At 72.6% G+C, this 15,973-nt stretch carries 12 protein-coding genes and 1 pseudogene; 4 read left to right on the top strand and 9 right to left on the bottom strand.

The window, feature by feature from the left end; genetic code table 11:
• Positions 1-74: 74 nt before the first annotated feature.
• From ACWF9Z_RS10360 to ACWF9Z_RS10350, 3 genes are all read right to left on the bottom strand, one after another.
• Positions 75-1,424, bottom strand: a complete 1,350-nt coding sequence (locus tag ACWF9Z_RS10360) for an ABC transporter substrate-binding protein (RefSeq protein ID WP_453599814.1) — start codon at positions 1,422-1,424, stop codon at positions 75-77.
• 93 nt (positions 1,425-1,517) lie between these two features.
• Positions 1,518-2,447 (bottom strand): carbohydrate ABC transporter permease, encoded by a 930-nt coding sequence (locus ACWF9Z_RS10355; RefSeq protein WP_453599812.1) that lies wholly within the window; start codon positions 2,445-2,447, stop codon positions 1,518-1,520.
• Positions 2,444-3,331: a carbohydrate ABC transporter permease gene (locus ACWF9Z_RS10350; RefSeq protein ID WP_453599809.1), complete on the bottom strand. Its 888-nt coding sequence runs from the start codon at positions 3,329-3,331 to the stop codon at positions 2,444-2,446. Before ACWF9Z_RS10350 ends, ACWF9Z_RS10355 begins: the two co-directional genes overlap by 4 nt.
• Positions 3,332-3,741: 410 nt before the next feature.
• Between ACWF9Z_RS10350 and ACWF9Z_RS10345 the strand changes: the two genes are divergently transcribed.
• The 3 genes from ACWF9Z_RS10345 to ACWF9Z_RS10335 all read left to right on the top strand — a co-directional run bounded on the left by ACWF9Z_RS10345 (position 3,742) and on the right by ACWF9Z_RS10335 (position 9,112).
• Entirely contained in the window at positions 3,742-4,725 is a 984-nt protein-coding gene (locus tag ACWF9Z_RS10345) for a LacI family DNA-binding transcriptional regulator (protein WP_453599858.1), read from the top strand.
• A 246-nt stretch (positions 4,726-4,971) separates the two neighbouring features.
• A complete protein-coding gene (locus tag ACWF9Z_RS10340; protein WP_453599806.1) occupies positions 4,972-7,068 on the top strand; it encodes a beta-galactosidase in 2,097 nt (698 codons plus the stop codon).
• A gap of 133 nt (positions 7,069-7,201) precedes the next feature.
• Entirely contained in the window at positions 7,202-9,112 is a 1,911-nt protein-coding gene (locus ACWF9Z_RS10335) for a glycoside hydrolase family 5 protein (protein ID WP_453599804.1), read from the top strand.
• A gap of 12 nt (positions 9,113-9,124) precedes the next feature.
• On the opposite strand, the gene ACWF9Z_RS10330 is transcribed toward ACWF9Z_RS10335, so the two are convergent.
• From ACWF9Z_RS10330 to ACWF9Z_RS10305, 6 genes and pseudogenes are all read right to left on the bottom strand, one after another.
• Positions 9,125-10,129 carry a hypothetical protein gene (locus tag ACWF9Z_RS10330; RefSeq protein WP_453599801.1) on the bottom strand — a complete coding sequence of 335 codons (1,005 nt, stop codon included), beginning with the start codon at positions 10,127-10,129 and terminating at the stop codon, positions 9,125-9,127.
• A complete protein-coding gene (locus ACWF9Z_RS10325; protein WP_453599799.1) occupies positions 10,122-10,676 on the bottom strand; it encodes a GAF domain-containing protein in 555 nt (184 codons plus the stop codon). The genes ACWF9Z_RS10330 and ACWF9Z_RS10325 overlap by 8 nt, the downstream gene beginning before the upstream one ends.
• Positions 10,660-11,538 carry a S8 family serine peptidase gene (locus ACWF9Z_RS10320; RefSeq protein ID WP_453599797.1) on the bottom strand — a complete coding sequence of 293 codons (879 nt, stop codon included), beginning with the start codon at positions 11,536-11,538 and terminating at the stop codon, positions 10,660-10,662. The genes ACWF9Z_RS10325 and ACWF9Z_RS10320 overlap by 17 nt, the downstream gene beginning before the upstream one ends.
• The gene (locus ACWF9Z_RS10315) at positions 11,535-14,720 is read right to left on the bottom strand and encodes an AAA family ATPase (protein ID WP_453599795.1); all 3,186 of its coding nucleotides are present in this window, start codon (positions 14,718-14,720) and stop codon (positions 11,535-11,537) included. Before ACWF9Z_RS10315 ends, ACWF9Z_RS10320 begins: the two co-directional genes overlap by 4 nt.
• On the bottom strand, positions 14,717-15,109 hold the full coding sequence (locus ACWF9Z_RS10310) for an aroma-sacti cluster domain-containing protein (protein ID WP_453599855.1): 393 nt from the start codon (positions 15,107-15,109) through the stop codon (positions 14,717-14,719). Before ACWF9Z_RS10310 ends, ACWF9Z_RS10315 begins: the two co-directional genes overlap by 4 nt.
• A gap of 6 nt (positions 15,110-15,115) precedes the next feature.
• Positions 15,116-15,343: pseudogene (locus ACWF9Z_RS10305) on the bottom strand (response regulator transcription factor); the annotation flags it as partial.
• Between the two features lie 222 nt (positions 15,344-15,565).
• On the opposite strand from ACWF9Z_RS10305, the gene ACWF9Z_RS10300 reads away from it, so the two are divergent.
• On the top strand, positions 15,566-15,763 hold the full coding sequence (locus ACWF9Z_RS10300) for an aroma-sacti cluster domain-containing protein (protein ID WP_453599792.1): 198 nt from the start codon (positions 15,566-15,568) through the stop codon (positions 15,761-15,763).
• Positions 15,764-15,973 lie beyond the last annotated feature (210 nt).

Raw genomic sequence — 15,973 nt, 5'->3', positions numbered from 1 at the left:
GGTGTTGTGTCAACGCCCCCGGCCGGGGGGGCCGGGCGGCCCCCCCGCCGGACGAAGGGCGAGAACGCCACCGGCTACTTGACGGTGAAGCCCTCTTCCTTGCCGTAGACCTTCAGGCGGTCCTGCCAGGTGGCGAGGGCGCCGGGCAGGTTGCCGCCGGGCTGCAGGGCCTGGCCGACGGAGTCCTTGAAGACGCTGTTCGCGTACACCTGGAAGGGCAGGTACTGCCAGCCGGGCCGCACGGCCTTCGACATGTCGGCGAAGACCTCGTTCGGCGTGCTGCCGGGGAAGAACGGCACCTCGGCGCCGCGGAAGCCGGGGTCGTCGAGCAGCGCCTTGGTCGCCGGGAACAGGCCGACCTCGGAGTTGAGCGACTTCACGGCCTCGGGGTCGGAGTTGAGCCACTGGGCGAAGGCGACCGAGGCCTCCTTGTTCTTCGCCTGCGTGGTGACCGCGACCGACGAGCCGCCGTTCTCCGCGCTGGCACCCCCCGGCATGGGGGCGACCGACCACTGGCCCTTGCTCTGCGGGATGTTCTGCTCCAGCACCGCGGGCGCCCAGGCGCCGGCCAGCCAGGTCGCGTACTTTCCGGAGGCCATCGACTTCCACCACTCGTCGTTCCAGCTCGCGGTGGAGTCGACCAGCTTGTTCTCGATCATCGGACCCCAGGTGTCGGCGTAGGCCTTGGCGCCCGGGTCGTCCTTGAGGCCGACGGTGACGTCGGTGGTGCCGTTGACCGTGTACGGCTTGCCGCCGAAGTCCCAGATGAGGCTGTTGGACGTACCCGCGTCACCGGGGTCGACATAGGTGAGGAGGACGTTCGGATCGGCGTCGTGGATCTTCTTGGCCAGGGCGCCGTACTCCTCCCACGTGCGCGGAGGCGTCGCACCGAACCGGTCGAGGATGTCCTTGCGGTAGAACATCGCCATCGGGCCGGTGTCCTGGGGTATGCCGTAGATCCCGCCCGCGACGCTGACCTGGGACCAGGCCGAGTCGGCGAACTTGTCCTTCAGACCGGCCGCGCCGTAGTCGGCGAGGTTGACCAGCGACTTGGAGATGGCGAACTGGGGGAGCGCGAAGTACTCGATCTGCGCGACGTCGGGGGCGCCCGTGCCCGCCTTCAGCGTGGTGGTCAGCTTCGTGTACTCGTCCTTGGAGCGCCCGGCGTTGACGAGGTTGACCTTGACCTTCGGGTACTTCTTCTCGAACAGCGCGACCGTCTTGTCCATGTTCGGGACCCAGGTCCAGAAGGTGATCTCGGCGGGCTTGTCCAGTGCGGCCTGCACGGTCGCCGCGTCGGCCTTCCCGTCGCCGTCGGAAGCGGGCGAGCCGCCGCCGCACGCGGTGAGGGAGAGGGAGAGGGCGGCGGCGCCGGCCGCGGTGAGGGTGCGGGTGAGGGCCGGCAGGCGCAGGGATCTGCTCATTTCGGGTCCTTTCGATGGGGACGGGGAGAGGGGCGGCGCGAAGCGGGACGGGAGGATCGGGAGGGGAGGGCGACCGGGAGGGCGGGGCGCGGACTACTGCTTGACGCCGCCGGCGGCCAGTCCCGACTGCCAGAACCGCTGGAGGAAGAGGAACGCGACGATCAGCGGGACGATCGCCAGGAGGCTGCCGGTGATCACCAGGGGGAGGATCGGTATGGAGCCGGCGCCCGCGCCGCCCTGTGCGAGCGAGTCCCACTGGCGCAGCCCCACCGTGAGGGGGAACAGGTGCGGGTCGTTCAGCACGATCAGCGGCAGGAAGTAGTTGTTCCAGGTGGCGACGAGGGTGAACAGCAGCACGGTGACGAAGCCGGGAGCCAGCAGGCGCATCGAGAAGGTGAGGAAGATCCGCAGCTCACCGGCGCCGTCGAGGCGGGCGGCCTCCAGCATCGCGTCCGGCACGGCCTCGGTCGCGTACACCCGCATCAGGTAGAGGCCGAAGGGACTGGCGAGCGAGGGCAGGAGGACCGCCCACGGCGTGTTGACGATGCCCATGTCGCTGAAGAGCAGGTACGTGGGGACCGCGAGGGCGGACGCCGGGATCGAGATCGCCCCGATGATCAGGGCGGACAGCACGCGCCGGCCCACGAACTCGAACTTGGCCAGGGCGTAGCCGCCCATCGTCGCGATGACCGAGGCCCCGCCGGCGCCGACCACCGAGTAGAGCAGGGTGTTGCCGAACCAGCGCAGGTAGATCCCGCCGTCGTAGGTGAAGACGTCCCGGACGTTGTCGAACAGGTGGAAGCCGTCCCCGAACCACAGTCCGGGCGAGTCGAACAGCGTCTGATTGGACTTCGTCGCGCTGATGGTGAGCCAGAGCAGGGGGACCAGCGTGTACGCGAGCATCAGGCCCATCGCCACGGTCAGCGCGGTGGACCGGGCCGGCCGGCGGCGGGGGGTCGCCCTGGACGCGGTGCGGGCGGCGGAGGTGGCGGCGGTGGTGGTGGCCGGGGCGGTGGTGGTCACAGGAGGTGCTCCCTTCGGACGGTCGCGCGCTGGACGGCGTACGCGACGATCACGGTGACCAGACCGAGCAGCACCGCGACGGCAGCCGAGTAGTTGAACTGGCGCCCGTCGAAGGCGAGGTTGTACGCGTACATGTTGGGCGTGTAGTTGGTGGTGACGGCGGCGGGCGCCAGGGACTGGAGCACGCTCGGCTCGTTGAAGAGCTGGAAGCTGCCGATCACCGAGAAGGTGGTGGCCATCAGCAGCGCCGGACGCAGGGCCGGCAGTTTGATGCTGAACGCCTTGCGGAAGGCTCCCGCGCCGTCGACCTCGGCCGCCTCGTACAGCTCCTCGGGGATGGAGCGCAGGGCCGCGTAGAAGATCAGCATGTTGTAGCCGACGTACGACCACGTGACGATGTTGCCGATCGACGCGAGCATCCAGCTCCCGGAGAGCAGGTCGGGCAACTCGGTGTGCAGGAGGTCGCCGATCTCGCCGGCCAGGCCGAACCGGTCGCCGTACAGGTAGCCCCACATCAGGGCCGCGACCACGCCGGGGACGGCGTAGGGGACGAAGATGCCGATGCGGAACAGGCCCGGGGCGCGCAGCCGCCCGCTGTCGATCGCGAGGGCGGCGGCGAGGGCGAGCGCGAGCATGAGCGGTACCTGGATCGCGAAGAAGAGCGCGACGCGGCCGAGACCGGCGTGGAAGAGGCTGTCCTTGAACGCCTTGGTGTAGTTGTCCAGGCCGGTGAAGACCATCCCGCCGATCATGCGCTCCTGATAGAGGCTCAGGTTGACCGAGTAGATGAGCGGGGCCACGACTCCGATCACGAAGACGCAGAGGAACGGCAGCAGGAACGCGTGGGCGGTGAGGTTGCGCCGAACAGCGCCGCGCCTTCTCACCGCGGCCGCCGGCGGTGGCGGTCGGCGGTGCCTCCATCGCCGAGCGGGGCTTGGTCGACTCTCACGGGTAAGACCTCCGATGCATGTTAGCGCCAACACGGTGGCGCGGTTCGGAAGTGTGTCGAGAGCTGTCAGGGACTGTCAAGAGTTTTGGCAGAGTCTTCTGTGGAAGCGTCAGATGCCTTGTGCCGATAGGGGATCTGGCGGATCGGTGGACGTCGGAGAGCCGCGCGGCCGAACCGGAGACTTCCGGCTGCCTGTTGACCAGAGAGCCGTGTTCGCGCAAACATGATGAAGGCCAGGAGGATGCCTGGGCATCACCGCGCGAGAGGAGCTGCACCATGGCGAAGGACGGGCAGCGGCCGCGCAAGCCCCGGGCACCGGCCGTGGACCGCCCCAGACCCCCGTCGATGGCGGACGTCGCGGCCATGGCGGGCGTCTCGGCGCAGACCGTCTCCCGGGTGGTCAACGGGACCGCGCGGGTCGACGAAGCGACCCGTGACCGGGTCGTGCGGGCCGTGCGCATGCTCGGGTACCGTCCCAACACCGCGGCCCGGGCGCTGGCCACCGGCAAGTTCCGGATGATCGGCGTCATCAGCTTCGACCTCAAGGCGCACGGAAACGCGCGCACCCTGGAGTCGATCGTCTCCGCCGTGCAGTCGACGGAATACTCGGTCAACGTCGTCGTGCCGCAGGCGCAGACGCAAGAGGCGGTACTGGACGCGTTCCGGCGGCTCAGCGGTCACGCCGTGGACGGGGTCATCGTCAACGAGGCCCAGATCCTGACCGGTTCGCTGATCCTTCCCCACGGCCTTCCGGTCGTGGTCGTCGACGGCGGTGACGACCACCGCTACCCCGGCGTCCACACCGACCACGCGGCCGGTGCGGAACTCGCCGTGCAACACCTGCTGGGACTCGGCCACTCCACGGTCTGGCACTTGGCCGGCCCGCAGGACTCCCACCCCGCGCGCCGCCGCGCCGAAGCGTGGCAGCGGGTGCTCCGTGCGGCGGGCGCTCCGGTCCCGCCGGCCGTCCACGGCGACTGGAGCGCCGAGAGCGGCTACCGGGCGGGCCGGGAACTCGCCGCCCGGCCGGAGGTCACGGCCGTGTTCGCCGCGAACGACCAGATGGCGCTCGGGCTGGTGCGGGCGCTCCACGACGCGGGGCGCTCGGTTCCCGAGGACGTGAGCGTGGCCGGGTTCGACAACATCGCCGAATCCGCCCACTTCCTCCCGCCGCTGACCACCGTGGACCAGGACCTCTCCCGGGTCGGTGCGGCCTGCGTGGACCGTCTCCTGAGCCAGATCGAAGGCGATCCGTCGGCGGACTCCTCCGTCGTGTCCGTCATGCCGGCCCTGGTGGAGCGCGACAGCACGGCGCCGCCGCGGGGCTGAGCCGGGCGGGGTCCGGCGCACCGTCGGGCCCGCACTGTCAGGCCCGCCCCGTCGGGCCCGTTCCGCGTCGGGCCCGCCCCGTCGGACCCGCCTCCTCGGACCTCGAGGAGGCGACGGCCCCGGCCCCGGTCGGGCTCGCCACGCCGCCGGCCCGGCGCACGGCTCGGGATGTTGGCGCCAACACGGCCACAGATACGCCGCGTACGAGACGTAGAACTTCCCGAAGTACCTGAAGGGGTAAGAAAGATGAACTCTCCGGCAGACGACCGTGCCCGAGCCCTCGGCGCGCGCATGGGCGGCCTCGGATTCGGCGGCGACTACAACCCAGAGCAGTGGGACGACGCCACCCGCGCCGAAGACCTGCGCCTGATGAACGAGGCGGGCGTCAACATCGTCAACCTGGCCATCTTCGGCTGGGCCCGCGTCGAACCCGCCCGCGACGCCTACGACTTCGGCTTCTTCGACCGGGTGATGGACGACCTGGCCGCCCACGGCATCACCGCCGACCTGGCCACCATGACCGCGTCGCCGCCCCCGTGGCTGACCGCCGAACATCCCGAGATCCTGCCGGTCACCGCCTCCGGCGGCGTCCTGTCCCCGGGCGGCCGCCAGCACTTCTGCCCCTCCAGTCCGGTCTTCCGCGACCGCGCCGTCCGCCTGGTCGAAGCCGTCGCCACGCACTACCGCGATCACCCCGCGCTGGGGCTGTGGCACGTGGGCAACGAGTACGGGATCCATGTCGCCGAATGCTTCTGCGACGTCTCCGCCGCCGACTTCCGGAACTGGCTGACGGCCCGGTACGGCGACGTCGACGCACTCAACGACGCCTGGTCCACGGACTTCTGGTCGCAGCGCTACGCCTCCTTCGACCAGGTCCTGCCCCCGCGCACCGCGCCCACCTACCCCAATCCCTCCCAGCAGCTCGACTTCAAGCGGTTCAGCAGCGACGCGCTGCGCACCTGCTTCACCCTCGAACGCGACGTACTGCGCCGCGTCACCCCCGACATCGCGGTGACCACGAACTTCCTGGCCGGGCACAAGGCGGTCGACGTCCACACCTGGGCGCCCGAGATGGACGTCCTCGCCCTCGACAGCTACCCCGACCCGCACTGGGAGGCGGCGCACACCGGCGCGGCGCTCTCCTACGACCTCGTGCGCGGCGCGGGCGGCGGGAAGCCGTGGCTGCTGACCGAGCAGGCACCCTCCGCCGTCAACTGGCGCGGCCGCAACGGCGGCAAGGCTCCGGGCCGGATGCGGCTGTGGAGCTGGCAGGCCGTCGCGCAGGGCGCGGACGCCGTCATGTACTTCCAGTGGAGGCAGTCCCGCGGCGGCGCGGAGAAGTTCCACTCCGGCATGGTCCCGCACGCGGGAGCTGAGACCCGGGTCCACGCCGAGGTGCGCGAACTGGGCCGGGAACTGGCCCGGGTGCCCGAACTGGCCGGCACGCACGTCCGCAACGAGGTCGCGGTCGTCTTCGACTGGGACAACTGGTGGGCCCTCGAGCTCGATTCGCACCCCTCCGACGGCGTGCACTGCCTCGACCGGGTCCTCGACCACTACACCCCGCTCTTCGAGGCGGGCGTCGGCGTCGACGTCGTCCACCCCTCCGCGGACCTCTCGCCGTACAAGCTGCTGGTGCTGCCCAGCCACTACCTGCTGTCGGCCGAGAACGCGGAGCGGATACGCGCCTTCGTGGCGGACGGCGGATCCCTCCTCGCGTCGTTCTTCACCGGGATCGTCGACGAGCACGACCGCGTGCACATCGGTGGCTATCCGGCACCGCTCGCCGACGTACTGGGCGTCCGGGTCGAGGAGTTCTGGCCGGCCGCCGTGGGCGAACCGGTGCCGCTCAAGATCCCGGACGGGGACGGCCCGGCCCCCGCCCCGGCGCGCGGAACGGTCCCCGTACCCGCTCTCGTCCCCGCTCCGGCTTCGCTGTGGCGCGAGGACGTGAAGCTCACCGGTGCCCGCGCCGAACTGCTCTTCGACGGGCCCGACTGGGACCGGGACCGCCCGGCGGCCACGGTGCACACCCACGGCGCGGGGACGGCCCGGTACGTCGCGACCCGGCCCGATCCCCTCACGATGCGCGCCCTGGTCGACCGCGCGCTCGCCGACGCGGGCGTCGCTCCCGTGCTGCCCGGCCCGCACGCCGGAGTCCAGGCCGCGATCCGGCACGGGGCGGATCACGACATCCTCATCCTGCTCAACCACACGGACGAGCCCCGTGAGGTGACGCTGCCGGCGGACCGCCGGGACCTGCTCGACGAGAAGAGGCCCCTGGTCCGCCAGGTGAGCCTCGCACCGCGAGGCGTCGCCGTCCTCGGCAGCGTCGGCAGCTGACCGCACGAGCCCGGGCTCCCGTGACCGCACCACCGCACGAGCCCGGGCCCCCACGACCGCACCACCGCACGACCGCACCACGGCACCAGCGTCCCACCACGCACGTCCACCCCCAGGCCCTTCGGAGGACACAGTGAGAAGACCCCTACCACCGGCGGTACTCGCCGCGGCGCTCCTGCTCGGAGCGCTCGGCGCTTCCCCGGCAGCCCTCGCGTCCGCGTCCGAGACGACCGCGACCCCCGCGGCGGCCGGCGCACCGGCCGCCCTGTCCGACTCCTGGCGCGGGCCCCTCAGCACGCGGGGCCGCTACATCGTCGACGCGGACGGCAACCGCTTCAAGCTCAAGTCCGCGAACTGGCATGGCGCCCAGGGGTCTTGGAGCGGCTCCGGCGACATCAACGATCCGGCGAGCCATCACGACGGCGAGAAGGCCGACGAGATGCCCCTCGGCCTGGACCGCGCGCCGGTCTCCCGGATCCTCGACGGATTCCACGAGCTCGGCATCAACAGCATCCGGCTCCCGTTCTCGAACGAGATGCTCCACGACCAGCGCCCGGTCTCCGACGCCTCGGTCGCGGCCAACCCGGAACTGCGCGGCAAGACCCCGCTCCAGGTCTTCGACGCCGTCATCGCGGCCACCACCGCCGAGGGCTTCGCCGTCGTGCTGAACAACCACACCAACACCTCGCGCTTCTGCTGCGGTCTGGACGGCAACGAGCGCTGGAACACCAGCCAGTCCACGGCGCAGTGGGAGGACGACTGGATCGGCCTCGCCCGCCGCTACAAGGACAACAAGCGCGTGGTCGGCGCCGACCTGTACAACGAGGTCCGCCGCACCGTCACGGACGACGCCAACTGGAACTGGGGCGACGGCCACGACTGGTGGGCCGCTTCCCAGCACCTCGGCGACCGGCTCCTCACCGAGGTCAGTCCCGATCTGCTGGTGGTCGTCGAAGGGATCAACTGGCAGGGCATCCCGGCCGACGGACTTCCGCACGGGCGTCCCACCCTGGAGCCGGTGCGCACCCTCTCGCACACCCTCGTCGCCTCGAACAAGCTGGTGTACTCGGCGCACTTCTACGGCTACACCGGCCCGAACCACACCGGCGCGAGCGGCATGGGCGAGACGCACGACCCGCGCTACCAGGAGCTCTCCCGCGACGACCTGTTCGCGACCCTCAAGCGCCAGGCGTTCTTCGTCACCGAGACCGGCAGCCACTTCACGGCGCCGCTGTGGATCAGCGAGTTCGGCATCGGCAGCGACGAGACCAACCTCCAGGCCCGCGCCTGGTTCGGCAACTTCGTCGACTACCTGGTCGCCAACGACACCGACTTCGCCTACTGGCCCCTGGTCGGATGGAGCGGCCACGGCAGCTGGTCGATCCTCAACTTCGACGCGGCGGGCCGGCGTTCCGGGATCCTCGACGGCGCCGACTGGCGCGCCGCGCACTGGAACCGGCTCGTGAACGCCCCGCAGAAGAGCGGACCCGTCGCGGTCTCCGACACCTGGGACATGCTCAACCTCGACCACGCCGACGCGGTCCAGTCGGTGCGCACCAGAGCGCTCGGGGACTGGGACAGGGGAGCCCGCAAGGGGACGTGTCCCGACGGGCAGCGGCTCATCGGCCTCTCGCACCGTGACGGCCGCGGGCTGTGCACCGACGCCGGGGCCGCCGCCCTCGCCGCCCCCGCCGCGGCGCCGGCCGTGGTGAACGACGAACGCTACGTACAGCAGGGTGACTGGGCGGGCGGCTACACCAAGTTCCAGTGCGGCCCGAACCAGTTCATGACCGGGTACAGCCTGCGGGGACAGACCGTCTCCGCGGTCCTGTGCGCCCCGTCGGCCAGGACGCTCGGCACGAACGGCCGTACCCTCTGGTTCGACCGGGGTGACGGCCGGCCGGCCGGCGGCCCCGGAGGAGAGTTCGCCTCCGGCAACTACAAGGGGCAGTGCGCCACGGACGAGTACGCCGCGGGCATCGCCTTCACCGGCGCCTGGGCCAAGGGCAAGACCCCGGACGCCCTGCTCTGCCGCAAGCTGTGACGGCCGGGCCGCCTAACCGCGAGGTGGCGGGCCCGCACCGAGGAAAGTGAGCAGACCGACCGGTCCGGGACGGGAGCCGGCGGCGGCCGACCAGTGGAGGTCCCGCAGGGTGCGGACGGCCGCCCGGGTCACCACGTCGACGCCGGCCTTCCGCTCGAACCAGTCCCAGTCTCCCTGGGCGTCCACCTCCAGGAACACGGCTTCGCCGCGGTCCGACAGGAAGTCGAACGCCCCGTAGGAGAGGTCCCACGCCGTGGCCAGGGCGGCTACCGCCCCGGCCACGGCGGTCGGCGTCTCGACGAGCCGCACCCGCACGCGGTCCGGACGGGACCAGACGTCACCGGGATGGTCCTTCTCCACCGTGAAGCAGAGGACCTCCCGCCCCACGAGGTAGACCCGGAACTCGGCGTCGTGCTCCACGTACTCCTGGAGCACGACCGGCGTGCCGCGGGGCAGACCGAGCCCGCCGGAGAGCTGGGAACGCTCCAGCACCTGGGGCAGGAACCAGGAGAGGGCGCCGGGCTCGGGCTCCACGAAGTGCCGGTCGAGCACCTTGACCACGTACCGCCCGCCCGGGTCCCGCCCGCGGTCCAGCCCCACGGCCGCCGTCGCCGGATCGGTGGTGACCACGCCCCGTGGGACGCGCACGCCGAGGGCCCGCGCACCGGCCAGCCGGCGCAGCTGTCCGGGGTCGCCGACGCCGATGACGACCCGGGAGACCACGGCCAGCTGACGGGCCAGGGCGGTCCACGAATCGCGGTAGAGCAGCTGCCCGTCGGCCGGGTGCGCGACCGGAGCGGCCCGCAGGGAGAAGTGGCGCAGCCACGTCACGGTGGGAACGAACCGGTGCCCGTTCAGCGTCATCGCCCCGCCGGGCTCACAGGTGGCCTCGGCGTCCCCCAGATCGTCCGCGTCGAGGCGGTGCGAGGGCACGCCGATCCTGTGCAGAAGGGAGGCCACCGAGGCGGCCTCCCGGTCCCCGCGCCTGCTGAGCAGCAGTACGCGGTGCTCAGCCATGGGCGTTCTCCAGCAGGGACTCCGCCATTTCGAGCAGGCGCAGGGCCTTGTCGGACCGCTGGTTCGGCTCCGTGGCGCGCAGGCGCGTCAGGAGCTCCAGGCCGATGGCGGCCTGGTCGGCGAGCAGGTCCAGCAGTTCCACGTCGGCCATCTCCCGGGCGCCGTTGACGCCGCGGTCCAGCACCTCCAGTACGCCGATGCACGCGTCGGCGCTGAACAGGGGCGCCGCCATGATGCTGTTGGGCACGTAGCCGGTGGACGCGGCGGCGTCGCCCGAGAAGTGCTTCGACTCGCGCAGGTCGTCGACGAGCATCGACTGTCCAGAGGCCGCCACCCAGCCGGCGATGCCGGTGCCCGCCGGGAAGCGCGAGCCGACGAGCTGGCCGTCCCCCTCCCCGGCGACGGCCTCGAAGACCAGGTCCCCGGCGTCGGGGTCGACGAGGAAGATCGAGGAGGCCGCGGCGCCGAAGGTGTGCCGGGCGACTTCCACGATGGACTGCAACAGGCGGCGCTCCGTAGGCGTCGCGCCGTCAACGGGGAGTGTCATCCGCGCCTCCGAATCGGCCGGCCACATTGCCGGCGCACAGGTACAGAACCGTCTTGAGCTGGAACGGGGTGAGCCAGGGATGCTTGCCGAGGACCAGGGCGCACAGCCCCGAGATGTGCGGCGCGGCGAAGCTGTTGCCGGTCGAGCGGATGGTGCCGCCGCCGGCCCAGGCCACGGGGACGCGGACGCCGCGGGCGTGGAACTCCACGGGCGGGGCCGGGTTGTAGTAATAGGTCATCGGATCGTCCTCGTCGTGGCTCGCGACCGAGATCACCGAGGAGAACGACCACGGATAGCTGGGCACCGGCCGGTTGTGCGCCGATACCACGAGCGCGCACCGGCGGAAGTAGGCCCGGTCGACCAGGTCGTGCAGCTGCGCCGAGATGGCCGGGCGCGTCGTCGCCAGACTCAGGTTGATCACGTCGAAGCCCTGGTCGACGGCCCAGGACAGACCGGCGACCAGGGCCGCTCCGCTGCCCGTCTTGCCGTCGGTCAGCACCTGGACGGAGGACACGGAGGCCTTCGGCGCCAGGGAGCGGATCACCCCCGCGCAGGCGGTGCCGTGCCCGGCCCGGTCCGTGGGAGCGCACTCCTCGATCACCACCGCGCCATCCCCGTTCTCGACGGTGGTCACCGACCGGTCGACTCCGCCGACCAGCGGGTGGTCGCCCTGCACTCCGCTGTCCACGACGCAGACGCGCACGCCCGAGCCGTCGCCGCCGCCCCAGGCCCACGCGGGGGAGACCTCGCGCATCGCGACGGCCGAGAACTCCTCGAAGGTCTGGGTACTGGTCTTCGCGCCCCAGGCCGGTACGCCCGGCGTGTAGGCCCGCGCCGAACGCCTCCACGGTGGATCGCTCACCTGTTCTCCTCCCGGTCGGTCAGCCAGGCCCGTACCGCCGCCGCGGGGAGGACGGCTTCCTTGGCCGTCAGGGCCGCCAGCGCCCGGTGTGCCGCGCCCCGGGCCCGATCCGTGGTTCCGGCCGCGTGCAGCGCCCGGGCGGCCTCGAAGCACACGTCGCCGATCAGACAGGGGTCATCGGTGCGGTCCAGGGCGGCGGTGGCGCGGTCCGCGGCGGCGCGGGCCTCGTCGAAAGCGCCGGCGCCCGCGGCCACCCGCGCCCGCAGGGCCAGGTGGACGGCGAGCGCACGGGTCTCGAGCGTCACCCCGGCCGGCCCGGCGAGGGCCGCGGCGTCGACGCCGGCCCCCGCGCGGAACGCCTCACGGGTCGCGTACACCCGGAGCGTGGCCGCCGTCGTGGTCTGCCCGAGTGCGAGAAGCCCGTCGGCGGCCGCCCCGTAGTGGCGGGCCGCGGCCGCGTGCGCACCGCACAGCGAGTCGACGAGCCCGGCGGTCTGGTCGGCGGCGATGGCCCCGAGGGTCAGCGTCAGGTCCGCGGAGTGCCGGCGCGCGAGGGCCACGTCCTCGCGGGCCTCACCGGTCCGGCCCGACAGGGCCAGGTGGCGGGCCCGGGTCAACAGGATCGGTACGAGGAGACAGCGGTCGCCGTCGAACCGCCGCGCCAGGTCCTCGCACAGGGCGACGGCCTGGGTGAGCGGGGTGGGCGACCACTGCGTCAGCTCGCAGATCGACACCAGGATGCGGTTCTCCTCGTACGTGTCGCCGAGCCGGCGGGCCCGGACGAGGGCCTCGCGCATCGCGGACTCGGCGGCGCCGATCCGGCCCTCGGCGAAGCTGCGGAGCGAGGACAGCTGATGGAGTCTGCACCAGCTCAGGTCGTCCCGCGGCCCGGGCAGGCCGGCCGCGGCGGGCGCCTGCGCCGGATCGCCCGAGCGCAGCGCGATCGTCTGCCGCAGGATGGCGCAGGTCCGCCGCACCGGCAGGTCCCGGTCGCCCCTGGCCTCGGCCTCGGCGACGGCCCGCCGGGCGCCCTCCCACCGGCCCAGTGCCACGCAGGCGTCGGTGATGCGGACCGCGAGGACCCGGTGCTCGGGATCCCCGTCCCGGGTCAGGGCGCGTCCGCGTTCCATCAGGGACACCGCGCCGGGCAGGTCCCGGCGGTGCAGCGCCCGGTAGCCGGTGGCCACCAGGGCGCGCGCCGCCCGGCCCGTCAGCGCGGGCAGTCCGGGATCGCCCGGGTGCGCCTCGGAACGCAGGCGGCACGCCGTCTCCAGGTGATGGGCGAGGTCACCCTCGGCTCCCGAGCCCGGGGGAGGGGAACCCGGTGCCCCGCTCTCGAGCCGGTCCGCGAGCACGGTGTGCCAGTCGGCGCGGCGGGCCTTGGAGGTCATCTCGTAGAGCGTGTCCCGGGCCAGCATGCGGGTGAAGCGGTAGGCGCCGGGCGGGCCGCAGGGGTGGATCACCCGTGACCGCAGGAGCCGGCTCACCGCATCGTCCACGACCTCGTCGGTCAGCGCGGGCGAGTCCTCGGCGAGCGCCCGGACGTCCTCGGCGGTGAAGGAGCCGCCGACGCCGGCCGCGCGTTCCAGCACGGCGCGGTCGCCGGCCGGGAGCCGGTCCAGCCAGGAGGTCAGCAGGACGCGGACCGTCGTGGGGATGCCCTGCACCGCGGACCGGCCGTCGGCCAGGTCCTCCAGCAGCAGTTCCGCGAACAGGGGGTTGCCGTCGCACTCCTGGACCACCCAGGCCAGTGCCTCCTCGGTACGGGCCCCCTCCTGGGCGGCGACCTCGGCGCGGTCGGCCAGCAGCCCGACGAGCCGTTCGGTCTCCTCGGGGAGCAGCGGCTCGAGGTCCAGGGGCAGGGCCCCGCCGAGCGTGTCGCCGTCCGCCCACGGCGCGCCGGAGGCCGGCGTACGGGACGCTCCGGGGGCCTGTGCTCCGGAGGCCGGCCCACCCATCTCGGGACGTCCCGCGCAGACGATCAGCACCTCGGAGCCGGTCACCCCCCGGGCCGTCTCGCCGATCATGCCGAGGAGGGCGGGCTGCGCCCAGTGGCAGTCCTCCAGTACGAGGATCAGCGGATCCCGGCGGCCCAGGGCCTCGACCAGCCGGCGGAACGCCCACCCGATCTCCTCGACGCTCACCGGCAGACCCGTCTCGGAGCGGACGCCCAGGGCCACGGCCAGGGCGGTGACGGCCCGGTCGGCGCTCGGACGCAGCGCCGCCAGGGTGCTCGCCGACTCCTCCCAGCCGCCGGGCAGGGACAGCACCGCCTCCGCCAGCGGGCGGTGGGCGAGGCCGGCGCCGTACGGCTGGCAGGTACCCCGCAGGACGACGGCCCCCGCGGCCGCGGGGGCCGCGAGGAACTCCCGTACCAGGCGCGACTTCCCGATCCCCGCGGGACCGGTCACGGTGACGAGGCGGCAGCGCCGGGCGCGGCGCACGTCCGCGAACGCGGCGGTCAGGGCGCCCAGTTCGTCCTGGCGTCCGACCAGCGGCACCAAGTCCTCCTGGCGCGCCCCGTCGAGGAGTCGCACGGCGCGCCAGGCGGTCACGGGGTCGCGCTTGCCCTTCAGCCGGAGCGGTGCGACCGCCTCGAGGCGCACTCCGCCGCCCACCAGCCGGGCCGTCCCCTCACCGATGAGGATCTCGTGCGCCCGCGCGTGGGACTGGAGACGGGCCGCCGTGTGGACGACGTCCCCCACCACGCGGGCACCCCCGCCGGCGGCCCCCGCCACCACGGCCTCGCCCGTGGCGATCCCGCAGTGGATCTCGAGCCGGACCCCCGGTTCGCGCTCCGGACCGGCGTTGACGGCGGCCAGCGCCTCCCGTACCGCGCACGCGGCCTGCACGGCGTGCAGGGCGTCGTCCTCGTGGCTGACGAACGCCCCGAAGACGGCCATCACCGCGTCGCCGATGAACTTCTCCACCACGCCCCCGCGTTCGGTGACCGCGGCCGTGCAGGCGCCGTAGTACCGGTCCATGGCGCGCCGCAGCGCCTCGGGGTCGAGCGTCTCCGCGAAGACAGTGGAGCCGACCAGGTCGATGAAGAGTGCGGTGACGATGCGCCGGCTGTCCGCGGACGGAGCTCCTCCGGTGAGCGGCGTACCGCACTCCGGGCAGAAGCGGGCCGCCTCCGGCACCGTCGCGCGGCAGCTGCCGCAACGCGCGGCGCCGGTCACAGGAGTTTGAGGTCCTGACCCTCCACCTCGCCCGCCGCGGCCTCCAGCCGGCCCTTGACCGAGTTGAGGACCTGGACTTCCAGCTCCGTGAGCTGGGAAAGGACGGAGCGCTGTTCGACCGCCAGCAGATCCACTGGATGGCCGGCCTCGCGCAGCGCGTGCAAGGCATCGAAGGTCATGGCTACCGGCACCTCGTTCCCGTAGTGCGGCCAGTCGAATGAGACGTGCTGCGCCGATCCGGGCGGGAGGCCCGCGGCCCCCGCCAGGACTCCCAGCTCCGCCAGCTCGGCGGGGCCCTCCCGGTCCGCCCGGTCGGGCTGTCCCGCAGCGGGCAGGGGAGGCCAGGTTCCCTGGACCAGTACGCCCCGCGCGTACAGTCGCGCGATCATTTCCGTTCGGTTCGACGCGCCCGTTCTCCGGAGCATGTTGCACAAGTGTGCCGCGACCGTGTGCGGACTGATGCAGAGGTCATGTGCGATACGGCGGTTGGAAGATCCGATGGCCACCAGCGAAGCGATCCGAATCTCGCGTCCAGTCAAACCTCTTACCTCGAAAGCGATGCTCGAAGCATGGACCTGCGTGCGTAATTCGTCACCCACGGAGACAGCGTAGCGGCGCGTCATGTTCCGGACAAGGAGCCGAGTTTCGAAGACATTTCTCGCACGCGCCCCGCGACGCTCCGGGAGTCCCCGCGTCGCAGGCGGCTCATTTTCACCTCCCGTTACGTGCGCGCCCTGACCGGCGCAGCGGATTCATAGTCGATCGGGGGATATGAAGCACCCCGGGCCGGGAGCAGCCTTGCTCGTGCATCAACCCCGGTGACCCTCTTTCCGAAGGAGTCAGGCATGTCCCACGAGCCCCTGGAAACCCTGCGCCGCGCCGGTACCCCCGTCGACCTGCTCTCCGAGTCCGAGCGCGAGGTCTTCGCCGCCCTGAGCCCGGACGAGGTCTCCGTCCTCGGCTCGATCCAGGCGCGGCTCAGCGCCGTGTCGGCCGCGGTCGAGGGCCAGCAGGCGGACTCCAACACGAACGTCGTCTGCTAGCCCGCTCCCGGGCTCCGCAGGTCGCCCCGCCACGCCCGGCGCGCTCCACCGTCCCGCGCGACTGATCGCCTCGTCGCGGCCGCCGGGGGGAAGCGAGCCCTGTGTCCGCGGTCGGGGGGGGGCGCGGGGCGCCGCGGGCGGACACCCCCCCGCGCGGGGGCGCCGCGCGCGCGCGCCCGCCGCGCCCCCCCGCTCGCCCCCCCCGCCGCG

The sequence above is a fragment of the Streptomyces sp. NPDC054961 genome (assembly GCF_053609145.1).
The sequence above is the reverse complement of the archived record's forward strand: the minus strand, read 5'-3'. Positions and strand labels throughout refer to the sequence as shown.